This window comes from Saccharothrix deserti (genome assembly GCF_009769385.1).
Taxonomy (GTDB): Bacteria; Actinomycetota; Actinomycetes; order Mycobacteriales; family Pseudonocardiaceae; genus Actinosynnema; species Actinosynnema deserti.
In genome coordinates, this window is the sequence record NZ_VKAB01000018.1 from 109,222 (window position 1) to 119,834 (window position 10,613).

At 72.2% G+C, this 10,613-nt stretch carries 10 protein-coding genes and 1 pseudogene; 10 read left to right on the forward strand and 1 reads right to left on the reverse strand.

Going from position 1 to position 10,613, the window contains the following annotated elements:
- Positions 1–93: 93 nt before the first annotated feature.
- Positions 94–1,362 (forward strand): sensor histidine kinase, encoded by a 1,269-nt coding sequence (locus FM051_RS28720; protein WP_238412716.1) that lies wholly within the window; start codon positions 94–96, stop codon positions 1,360–1,362.
- A complete protein-coding gene (locus FM051_RS28725) occupies positions 1,359–2,039 on the forward strand; it encodes a response regulator (RefSeq protein ID WP_158848755.1) in 681 nt (226 codons plus the stop codon). Before FM051_RS28720 ends, FM051_RS28725 begins: the two co-directional genes overlap by 4 nt.
- Here FM051_RS28725 and FM051_RS28730 read toward each other — a convergent pair.
- Entirely contained in the window at positions 2,022–5,336 is a 3,315-nt protein-coding gene (locus FM051_RS28730; RefSeq protein ID WP_158848757.1) for an ATP-binding protein, read from the reverse strand. The genes FM051_RS28725 and FM051_RS28730 overlap by 18 nt on opposite strands.
- A gap of 154 nt (positions 5,337–5,490) precedes the next feature.
- Between FM051_RS28730 and FM051_RS28735 the strand changes: the two genes are divergently transcribed.
- From FM051_RS28735 to FM051_RS28765, 8 genes and pseudogenes are all read left to right on the forward strand, one after another.
- A complete protein-coding gene (locus FM051_RS28735; RefSeq protein WP_158848759.1) occupies positions 5,491–6,369 on the forward strand; it encodes an alpha/beta fold hydrolase in 879 nt (292 codons plus the stop codon).
- Between the two features lie 141 nt (positions 6,370–6,510).
- Positions 6,511–6,570 (forward strand): annotated as a pseudogene (locus FM051_RS53755) (hypothetical protein); the annotation flags it as partial.
- A 32-nt stretch (positions 6,571–6,602) separates the two neighbouring features.
- Positions 6,603–7,097 carry a sigma-70 family RNA polymerase sigma factor family protein gene (locus FM051_RS28740; protein WP_338019504.1) on the forward strand — a complete coding sequence of 165 codons (495 nt, stop codon included), beginning with the start codon at positions 6,603–6,605 and terminating at the stop codon, positions 7,095–7,097.
- A 27-nt stretch (positions 7,098–7,124) separates the two neighbouring features.
- Positions 7,125–7,913 carry an SDR family oxidoreductase gene (locus FM051_RS28745; RefSeq protein WP_158848761.1) on the forward strand — a complete coding sequence of 263 codons (789 nt, stop codon included), beginning with the start codon at positions 7,125–7,127 and terminating at the stop codon, positions 7,911–7,913.
- A complete protein-coding gene (locus tag FM051_RS28750; protein ID WP_202919063.1) occupies positions 7,910–8,299 on the forward strand; it encodes a hypothetical protein in 390 nt (129 codons plus the stop codon). Before FM051_RS28745 ends, FM051_RS28750 begins: the two co-directional genes overlap by 4 nt.
- Positions 8,300–8,819: 520 nt before the next feature.
- Positions 8,820–9,215, forward strand: coding sequence for an STAS domain-containing protein (locus FM051_RS28755; RefSeq protein WP_158848763.1), 396 nt, complete (start codon positions 8,820–8,822; stop codon positions 9,213–9,215).
- 38 nt (positions 9,216–9,253) lie between these two features.
- Complete coding sequence (locus tag FM051_RS28760; RefSeq protein WP_158848765.1) at positions 9,254–9,949, forward strand: YwaF family protein; 696 nt, start codon at positions 9,254–9,256, stop codon at positions 9,947–9,949.
- Positions 9,946–10,611 carry an endonuclease gene (locus tag FM051_RS28765; RefSeq protein WP_158848767.1) on the forward strand — a complete coding sequence of 222 codons (666 nt, stop codon included), beginning with the start codon at positions 9,946–9,948 and terminating at the stop codon, positions 10,609–10,611. Before FM051_RS28760 ends, FM051_RS28765 begins: the two co-directional genes overlap by 4 nt.
- Positions 10,612–10,613 lie beyond the last annotated feature (2 nt).

The following is a 10,613-nucleotide window of genomic DNA, read 5'->3' on the forward strand; positions in this document are numbered from 1 at the left end:
GTCCGGGTCATCCCTGAGATGTAGGCGAGCGGTGTACCGAAGGGGTCTGCCGGGTGGATGCCCGGTGCCGGGACCGTCCGCGAGAATGGGCCGGTGACGAACGCGCCGGCGGTGGACCGACTGCGGGCCTGGATCTCCTCGGTGGCCGTCCCGACCGGTCCGCTGCCCCGGCCCACGACGCGCAACTACGTGTTCGACGTCTTGCTCGCGCTGGTCGTCACCGTCGGCACGGTGGACTACGCGATCGAACACGGGGACGACGTCTCGTACAAGGTGGTTTTCGGCGTGGTCCACCCCGTGGGCCCGCCCCAACCGGGCAATGTGATCGGCGCGGTGCTCGTGGCGTTCCTCGCCTCGGCGTCCCTGGCGCTGCGCCGCAGGTATCCGCTGGCCGTGCTGTGGGCCGTGCTGATCCTGACCCTGCCGGCGCCGACCGAGTCGCCGAGGCTCACGTTCTACGCCTGCGTCATCGCCGCCTACTCCGCCGCCGCCTACAGCCCGTACCGGCCCCCGGCGTTGGCGACCCTGGCGGCCACGGTGCTGACGGTCGCCGTGTTCCGGGATTCGGCGCTGCCGGCCGTGCCGCACCAGTACGTCCCGCTCATCGTCCTGGTCCCGCTCATCGTGGCGGCGAACGGTCTGCGCACGTGGAAGATCCGGACCGACGAGGGCCGGGCGCAGGTGTCCGCGCTGGAACGGGAGCGGGCCGAGGCGCTGCGGCGGGCGGTCGAGCACGAACGGTCCCGGATCGCCCGCGAGCTGCACGACGTGGTGACGCACCACGTCAGCGTGATGACGATCCAGGCGGGCGCGGCCCGCAAGGTCATGGCGACGGCGCCCGATCAGGCGCAGGAGGCGTTGCTCGCGGTCGAGGCGGGTGGACGGGCGGCGATGACCGAGCTGCGGCACGTCATGGGCCTGCTGACGATGGGCGGCCCCGACCCGGCCGATCTCGCGCCGCAGCCGGGTCTGGACCAGCTGGACGCCCTGGTCGCACGGGTGCGGGACACCGGTGTGTCGGTCTCGTCGACCGTGACCGGCGAGCCGCGCCCGCTGCCGTCCGGGGTCGAGCTGGCCGCGTACCGGGTGGTGCAGGAGGCGTTGACGAACACCGTCAAGCACGCGGCGGGCGGGTCGGCGTCGGTGACCGTCGACTACGGTGTCGACCACCTCCGGGTGGAAGTGGTCGACACCGGCGGCAGGCCGGGTCCGGGCGCGGCCACCGGCAACGGGCACGGGCTGATCGGCCTGCGTGAACGCCTGGCCGTGTACGGCGGCACGTTGGAGGCTCGGAAACGCCTCAGCGGCGGGTACCGCGTCACCGCGTCGATACCCCTGCAGGTCCCTTTGGAGGCACCGTGACCGGCTCGCTGCGCGTGGTGGTCGCCGACGACCAGGTGCTGGTGCGCACCGGTTTCCGGATGATCCTCACCGCCGACGGCATCGACGTGGTCGGTGAGGCGACCAACGGCGCGGAAGCCGTCGACGCGGTCCGGCGCACCCGGCCCGACGTGGTGCTGATGGACATCCGGATGCCGGAGCTGGACGGCCTGGAAGCCACCCGGCGCATCCTGACCGGTGCGGACGGGGAACCACGCGTGATCATCCTGACCACGTTCGACCTCGACCACTACGTGTACGCGGCGCTGTCCGCCGGTGCCAGCGGGTTCCTGCTCAAGGACGTGACGCCGGAACACCTGGTGGCTTCCGTCCGCATGGTCCGCTCCGGTGACGCGTTGCTCGCGCCGGCCATCACCCGCCGCCTGGTCGAGCGGTTCGCCCACCGCGGCGCGGACACCGCCGCGCTCCACCGCGACCTGGCCGCGTTGACGCCTCGTGAACTGGAAGTCCTGCGCCTGCTGGCACAGGGGTTGAGCAACGCCGAACTCGCCGGCCGGCTCCACCTATCGGAGGCGACCGTCAAGACCCACGTGGCCCGCATCCTGGCCAAGCTCCAACTGCGCGACCGCGTCCAGGCCGTCGTCGTCGCCTACGAGACCGGTCTGGTGAGCCCCAGCGGATCACCGACCGACCTGTGAGATCCGCCTGAGGACGGGATGTCGCATGCCGGAGTCTGTCGGCGATTTCGCGTAGTGCTCCGCGGCTTGGGCGTGCCATCCGAGGGCGGTGGCGAGGTTGGCCAGGTGGTGGGCGGTGGGGCCGAAGGTGAGCAGGCCGCTTCCCGCGCCGGCCAGTTCTTCGGCCGCCGGGAGCAGTCGGGTGTAGAGGCGTTCCATCGTCGGGCGGTCGTCGAGCTCGATCGCGATCATGGCGTGCAGGCAGGTCCTGGCTTCGAACAGCAGGTCGTGCGGGGAATCCGGGACGGCTCGGGCGGCGGTTGCGGCTTCGTCGCGCTTGCCTTGTGCCAGCAGGACGATCGGGCGCGCCCACGGCTCGTACGGGCCCCAGTCGGCGTCGTCCACGTCGCCAAGGCCGAGCAGGGCCAGCGGGAGGATTCCTCGCTCCAACCCCGACATGCCGGTGCCGGTGAGCCGGGTCGCGGCGGCGCGGTAGGCGGTTCTGGCCTCGTCCGGTCGGCCGGTTACGGCGAGGCGGAGCGCGGAGCACCAGGCGGTGAAGACGCCGACGAGCGGTAGGTCGTGGCGTTCGGCCAGCGCGTCCGCCGCGGCGGCGTGGTGGTCGGCGGAAGTCAGGTCGGCCAGCGCGGTGCGGGCTTGGACGAGGATCAGGTGTGCGAGCACTTCGAAGGTCACCAGGCCGTGACCGCGGGCGAGGTCGAGCAGTTCTTCGCCGATCGCGGCGCGATCCGGTGCCAGGCCCGCGCGGTGGAAGGTCTGCATGAAACGGCCGTTGAGCGCCAAGGCCAGCAACGACGGGTCGTCCAGTTCGCGGGCGATCGCCTCGGCTTCCCGTGCGGCCTCCACCCCGCGCTGTTCGGTGTCGGCACGTCGTTCCATCGCGATGGTGATCAGGAGACGGGCGCGCTCGGTCTCGTGACCGGGCGGCAGGACTTCCAGCGTGCGTTCGGCCGCCGTCACGAGTCGGGCGGACAGGGCCTCGTCGTCGTTGGTGGTCCAGATCGCGGGCACGTCGAAGGCGCCGATCGTGCGGGCGGCCGACACGGGATCGTCGGTGGTCTCGGCCACCGCCTCCGCTCGATACCGCCGTGCCTGCTCCAGATCACCGGTCACGGCCAGCGCCCGGACCATGCCCATGACGGCTTCCAGGCGGGTGTCGACCTGGCCGGACCGGTCCAGGGCCGCGACCGTCTCCCGCCACAGCGATACGGCTTGGTGCGGTGCGAATCGGCGTTCCGCCCGTTCGGCCGCGGCACGGGTGTAGTGGGCGGTGCGTGCGGCGGTGGCCCGGTTTTCCGCGCGCAGGAGGTGGTGGGCGATGGCCTCGACGTCGTCGGGTCGGGTCTGCTCGATGACGTCGGCGGCTGCGGCGTGCCACCGGGCACGGCGGGCGCGGGTGATGTCGTCGTACAGCGTTTCGTGGACGAGCGCGTGGGCGAACCGCAGGCGGTCGGCGTTCTGCTCGACCAGGAAACCCGCTAGTAGTGCCGATTCGACGGAGTCCAGGACCTCGTTTTCATCGCCGGCGAGGGGGATCAGGATGTCGAGGTCGATGTCCTGGCCGAGGACCGATGCCTGGCGCAGGTGGGTGCGCGCGGTCTCGGTGAGCCCGGTCAGGCGGTGGCGGATGACGTCGCGGACGCCGGCGGGGACGGTGCGCAGGGCCTGGTCGCCCTCGGTTTCCCAGAGCCGGGTGAGTTCGCGGACGAAGAACGGGTTACCGGCGCTGCGGGCGTGGATCGTGCGTGCGTCGGCGGCCGTCATCGGGCGGTCGGTGATGGCTTCGACCAGTTCGCGCACTTGAGGTTCGGTCAGTCCGCTCAGGTAGACGCGGGTCGGTTCGGTGCGGGCGGCCCGGCCCAGCGCGTCGGCCAGGGCGGCGGAGATCTCGGTCGAACGGTACGTGCCGAGGATCAGCAGCGGCCCGGTGTCGGGGTCGGCGGCCAACGCGGTCAGCAGGGCGAGGGTTTCCTCGTCGGCCCAGTGCAGGTCGTCGAAGACCAGCAGGACCGGGCTGTTCGTCGTGATCGTGGCCAGGTAGGAGCCGATCGCGCGGTGCCGGTGGAACCGTGCCGTCAGGGGGTCGTCGGCGGTGGGGTCGGTGGGTGTGGGCTCGTTTCCTGCTGCGGCAAGGGTTTCGCGCATCTGCGTCCACGGCCAGGCGGCGGGTGCGCCTTGGAGTTCGGGGCACGCGCCCCAGGCGGTGGTCCAGCCGGCGGCGGTCAGACGTTCGGTCAGGGTCTGGGCCAACGCGGTCTTGCCCGCTCCGGCGGTTCCCGAGATCAGCGCAAGACGCGGCCGGCCGCCCGCAACGGCCGCCGCCGCCGCTCGCTCCAGTTCCGCGATCTCATCGGCACGGCCGACGAACGGACGCTCGACCAGGGTGGGCAGGCCGGTCGGTCGCGGGCTCGACGACGGCAGGCTCGACGACGGCAGGCTCGGCGGCGGCAGGCTCGGCGGTTGTGGTGAAGCGGGGTGGGATGAAGCGGACTGCGGAGGCCGAGCGGGGTGCGGTGGTGGAGTGGGCTGAGCGGTGAGGTGTGGGGCTTGGGCCAGGAGGTCCGCCTCCAGCCGGCGCAGGCTTGGGCCGGGGTCGACGCCTAGTTCGCGGCGCAGCACTTCGCGCGCTTGCCGGAGCGTGGCCAACGCCTCGCCCTGCCGTCCCGTCCGATACAGTGCGAGGGCGAGCAGCCGTCGGCCGTCCTCGCGCAGCGGATGCCCCTCGACGTGGGCCCGCAGATCCGGCACCGACTCGGCGGCCTTCCCGAGCGCCATCGCCGCCTCGGCCCGCCGCTCCACGGCCAGCAGTCGCACCTCGTCCAACCGAGCGGCCTCACCACGTGCCCAGCCGTGCTCGGCGAACTCCGCGTAAGCCGGTCCCCGCCACAGCCCCAGCACCTCGTCCAACAGCCCGTGGGCGTCCTCGGCCCGACCGTCGGCCAACAACCGGGCCGACTCCGGAACCGCGACCTCGAACCGCCACGCGTCCACCGCCCCAGGCTCGGCACGCAACGCATAACCAGGAGGCACGGTGACCAGCAGGCGCGCCGGCGCACGTGGCGGGCGGTCCGGTTCCAGGGCCTTCCGCAAAGCGCCGACGAACGTCTGCACCGCACCGAGGGCACCCTCCGGCGCGCCGTCGTCCCAGAGGTCGTCGATCAGCCGCGTGACCGGCACGACCCGCCCCCTGGCGACCAGCAGCCGCGCCAGCACGGCCCGGTGCCGCAGCCCTTTGAGGTCGACCGGCCCGCGCTCGTCCTCGGCCTCCAGCGGCCCCAACACCCTGAAACGCACCATCGCGGACAACGTATCCGACCCACCGGACGCCGACCCACCGGACGCCGGCCGCCCGAGCCGGCGCTGATCCACCGCTGATCGAGCGCTGATCGAGCACTGATCGGCGCCCGGCAGATTCGTCACGTACGACCCGGACACACAGGGAGCACAAGAAATGACACCGAAGATCACCTCGTTCACCCAACGGCGCGTCACCGTCGCCGACAACGTGGCGCTCAACGTCGCCGTGGGCGGCTCGGGCAGCCCCGTCGTGCTGCTCCACGGCTTCCCCCAGACCCACCTGATGTGGCGGCACGTCGCCGCCGACCTGGCCGCCGACCACACCGTCATCTGCCCCGACCTGCGCGGATACGGCGACAGCGACAAACCGGCCGACACCGACGGGCAGACCTACTCGAAGCGCACCATGGCCGCCGACGTCGTCGCCCTCGCCCGCGCCCTCGGCCACGACCGCTTCGCGCTGGCCGGCCACGACCGGGGCGCCCTGGTCGCCATCCGCGCCGGGCTCGACCACCCCGACGCGGTCACCCACCTGGCCTCGCTGGACGTCCTGCCGACCCTCGACATGTGGGACGTCCTGCGCGGCACCACCGCCGCCGTCGGCTTCCACCTCTACCTGATGGCCCAGCCGCCCGGCCTGCCCGAAACCATGATCAGCGCCTCGGCGGACGCGTTCTTCGGCCACTTCCTCGACCTCTGGGCCGGCGACCCGACCACGATCCCGCCCGACGTCCGCGCCGCCTACCTGAAGGCGTCCCGCGAGGCGGTCCCCTCGATCGTCGCCGACTACCGCGCCTCCGCCACCGTCGACGTCCGGCACGACCAGGCCGACAAGGACGCGGGTAACCGGCTGCGGATGCCGGTGACCGTGCTCCAGCAGGACTGGGGCGCCGCGCTCGGCTTCGACGCCGCCGCCCGGTGGCGGGAATGGGCGCCCGACCTGGAGCACCACACCGTCTCGTGCGGCCACTTCATGGCCGAAGAAGCACCCGCCGAGGTCATCAAAGCCCTCCGCGACCTCCTCGCCCGGTAACGCGACCTGAACGCGGAGGTGCGGCTGCTGCACAATTCGGGGGTGGTGGCTGCCGATGCGCTGGTGGAGTTCGAGGGGCAGCGCGGCCGGTTGTGGGGGCTGGCCTACCGGCTGCTCGGGTCCGCGGAGGACGCGGAGGACGTGGTGCAGGACGCGTTCCTGCGGTGGAACGGGGTGGAGCGGGGTGCGGTCGCGTCGCCGGCGGCTTGGTTGGCCAAGGTGGTGACGAACCTGTGCCTCAACCGGCTCACGTCGGCGCGTGTGCAGCGGGAGCGGTACGTCGGGCACTGGTTGCCGGAGCCGGTGTCGACCGTGGACGGTGCGTTGAGTCCAGGTGCGTCGAGTCCGGGTACGTCGAGCGGTTCCTGGCGGCGGCACGGGACGGTGACCTGGCCGCGTTGGAGGAGACGCTGGTCGCCGACGTCACCTCCTGGGCCGACGGCGGCGGCCGGGTCGGCACGGCGCGGCGCCCGGTGGTCGGCCGTGACCGCGTCGTCCGGTACCTCGTCGGAGCTGTGGAGCGGTTCTCCGCCGGCCTGGACACCGCGGTGGTCGAGGTCAACGGCGAACCGGCGGTGCTCGCGTCGGCCGGCGGGTCCGTGCTCGGCGTGCTGGCCCCGGAGATCGCGGACGGTCGCATCCGGGCCGTTCGGATCATCGCCAACCCCGGCAAACTGCGCTTCCTCAGCGGGCAGCTGTCACATTCCGGAGGTCTCGCCGGTTCTTGATGGGCGACGAACCGGGAGGAGCAGTCCATGAGCAAGCGGATCTTGGTGACCGGCGGTACCGGTCTACTCGGCCGGAAGGTGGTCGAACGGCTGGTGCGCGAGGGACGCGAGGTGCGGGTGATGAGCCGCGGCCCGCGGCCCTCGCCAGACCGCGACTGGGCGGTCGCGGACCTGAAGTCCGGGCAGGGCGTCCGGGAGGCGGTGGCCGGCGCGGACGTGATCGTGCACTGCGCGACCGCGTTCGGCCGGCACGCGGAGGCCACCGTCGCGGGCACGGTGGTCGAGGCGGCACGGCACGCCGGCGCACACCTGGTGTACGTCTCCATCGTCGGCGTCGACCGCGTGCCCCTGGCCTACTACCAGGGGAAACGAGCGGCCGAGCGGTTGATCGCGGAATCCACCCTACCGCATACGATCCTGCGCGCCACCCAGTTCCACGACCTGCTGCGCACGCTGTTCGCGGGAGCGGCCACATCGCCGGTCATGCCGGTGCCCGCGCTGCGCTTCCAGCCCGTCGACGCGGGCGAAGTGGCCGACCGCCTGGCGGAACTCGCCGTCGGCGAACCACTGGGCCGCGCACCCGACTTCGCGGGGCCGCAGGTCAGGCACGCCCGCGACCTCGCCGCCGCGTTCCTCCGCGCGACCGGACGCCGACGGCTGGTGCTGCCGTTCCGGCTGCCGGGCCGGACGTTCCGCGCCTACCGCGACGGCGGCCACCTGGCCCCCGACCACGCGTCGGGCACGGTGACGTTCGAGGACTACCTGGCCGCGCACCCCGACCCGTCGGCCGTCTCGTACCGGGGTAAGCGGCGATGAGCGCACGCACGTGGCTGCGCGCCGGTCTGGTCTTCCTCGCCGTCAGCCAGGGCCTGGCCGGTGTGGTGCAACTGCTGCTCCCCCGCCTGTTCTACGACAAGGTCCCCACACCAGACCACCCGTGGGTGTCCGTGCTGCCGCCGTACAACGAGCACCTGATGCGCGACGTAGGCGCCGCGACCCTCGCGTACACGTTCGTGCTCGCGGTAGCCGCAGTCACCGTGGAACGCCGCCTGGTCCGCACCGCCCTGATCGCCAACCTGCTGTTCACGGTGTCTACCCTGCTTTTCATTGTGCACAGTGTGTTCCACACCACCCATCTGCACGACCTGCCGCCGGGTGACGCGCTCGCCCAAGCGGTCTCACGTTGGGCATGGGCGTCGTGATTCCGACCGCCCTGCTCCTCCTGTCGTGGCACGGTCAGCGGCCGGACGTCGGCGGCACCGGCTGAGGGATCGGCTTCGGCGGCACCGGCTCGGGCCCCGGCGGCTGCGGTCGGCGCGGGACCGGGTCGGGGTGCGGGAGCAGCGGATCGGGCGGATCGGGTTGGTGTGCCGCCTCGAAACGATTCGTGCCCGCACTCCGGAGAGGCGCCGAACGCGGTCGTTCACATTCGGCGGCGACTGTGAACGGTTCCACCGAGACGTGCCCGCGCACCACCGCCCGGGGCAGCCGCGCCGCCGACCAAGCCCCCGACCAGCCGTCGAACCCGACCACAACCGCGCCACGCGCATCGCGGTACCGAGGTCCGGACATTCGCACCACCTCCGCAAGTGCCGGAGATCGGACGAGTACCCGGCGGGCGAACGGGGTAACCCTTTCGGTTTCACGGTCGACCCGGACGTAACGCCGGGCGCGCCCGGGACGACGCCACGGTCACAAAGCAGGTCACCGAGGGGGCGACTCATGACCGATCGGCATCGGCCGACCGAGGACCGGGCCGTCGAGACGCAGGACCTGGCCGTCGAGACGACCGAGGTCCACGGCCTCGCGGTCACCCTGGTCACCGGCGAGGTCGACCTGGCGGGTGTCGACCTGATCCGCGCCGAACTGGACGCCCAACTCGAACGGCGACCGCCGGTGCTGGTCGTGGACCTGTCCGGGGTGACGGTGCTGGGCTCGCTCGGCATCGCGGCCCTCATCGACGCCCACACCCGCGCGGTCGCGGCGGGCGTGCAGCTCGTGGTCGTGGCGAACCACCGCTCGGTGATCCGCCCGCTGCAACTCACCGAAGTCGACCGGTTCCTCACCGTGGTCCCCACGCTCGACGACGTCCACCCGAGCACCGCCAGCCCGAACTGAGCCGCGTATCGACCGCCGGTGTCCGGGTAGCCCCATGTGTGGTGTCGTTAGCGATCGACCACGAGTTCACCGCGTACGGCCCGTCGCACTGGGTGGTGCTCGGGCTGTTCGCGGTGGGAGCGGCGGCCGTGGTCACGATCGGGCGCGCCCGGCCGTCACGTCGCTTCTCACGCGCGTTCGCGGCGGTGGTCCTGCTCCTCGAAGTGGCCATCCACACGTACCTGATGCTGCCGCCGCGCTGGAACGTCCAGTACTCGCTGCCGCTGCAACTGTCCGACCTGGCCGGCCCGATCGCCGCGTACGCGCTGTGGTCCCAACGCCGGTGGGCGTTCTCGCTCACCTACTACTGGGGCCTGACGTTGAGCGTCCAGGCCCTGGTCACGCCCGTGTTGACGGTGGACTTCCCGGCCCTCGGGTTCCTGCTGTTCTGGGCCACGCACCTGTTCGTCGTCTGGGCCGCCATCTACCTGACGTGGGGACTCGGGCTGCGGCCGGACTGGCGCGGCTACCGGCTGGCCGTGCTGATCACCGCGGCGTGGGCGGCGGCGGTGTTCGTGCTCAACCTGGCGCTCGGCTCCAACTACGGTTACCTGAACCGCAAACCGCCGACCGGGTCCGTGCTGGACCTGCTCGGGGACTGGCCGTGGTACCTGGTGCCCGAGAGCATGATCGTGCTCGGCGTGTGGGCGTTGATGACGTGGCCGTGGACCCGGCGGGGTAACCCCACGGCATGACCACGCACAAAGACCGAGCCCGGCGGCTGCTCGACCAGGGCGGGCAGACGTACGCGGAGCAGGCGGGCATCCGGCTGACGGACACGCCGTCGGCGCTGTACCGGCTGCTCGTGCTCAGCGTGCTGCTGTCCACCCGGATCCGCGCGGACATCGCCGTGGCGGCGGCACGGGAGCTGGCGGACGCGGGCTGCACCACCCCGCGCGGCACGCTCAAGACGACGTGGCAGCAACGCGTCGACGCACTCGGCCGCGCCCACTACGTCCGCTACGACGAGAGCACCGCGACCGCACTCGGTGACGGCGCCCAACTGCTGCTGGACGACTACCGGGGTGACCTCCGCAGGCTGCGCGGGGAAGCGGGCGGCGACGTGTCCGAGATCCGAGCGTCACTCGAGAAGACACCACGCCTGGGCCCGGTGGGTTCGGCCATCTTCTGCCGCGAGGCGCAACTGGTGTGGCCGGAACTGCGGCCGTTCCTGGACGACAAGGCCCTGGCCGGCGCGCGTCGCATCGGCCTGCCCGAGGACCGTCGCGCGCTGGCCCGCCTCGTGCCCGCCGAGGACCTGGCCCGGTTCGCCGCCGCCCTGGTCCGCGTCACCCTCGACAAACGCCTCGCCGAAGCCGTCGAACCGGCCGGGGCCGGCAGCCGACGCGCCGGGTGAGG

Bases quoted from the DNA above. Each gene is read 5' to 3' on its own strand.
- FM051_RS28755 (WP_158848763.1), top strand. From the start codon at position 8,820: ATGACCGATCGGCATCGGCCGACCGAGGACCGGGCCGTCGAGACGCAG.
- FM051_RS28735 (WP_158848759.1), top strand. From the start codon at position 5,491: ATGACACCGAAGATCACCTCGTTCACCCAACGGCGCGTCACCGTCGCC.
- FM051_RS28750 (WP_202919063.1), top strand. From the start codon at position 7,910: ATGAGCGCACGCACGTGGCTGCGCGCCGGTCTGGTCTTCCTCGCCGTC.
- FM051_RS28730 (WP_158848757.1), bottom strand. From the start codon at position 5,336: ATGGTGCGTTTCAGGGTGTTGGGGCCGCTGGAGGCCGAGGACGAGCGC.
- FM051_RS28745 (WP_158848761.1), top strand. From the start codon at position 7,125: ATGAGCAAGCGGATCTTGGTGACCGGCGGTACCGGTCTACTCGGCCGG.
- FM051_RS28765 (WP_158848767.1), top strand. From the start codon at position 9,946: ATGACCACGCACAAAGACCGAGCCCGGCGGCTGCTCGACCAGGGCGGG.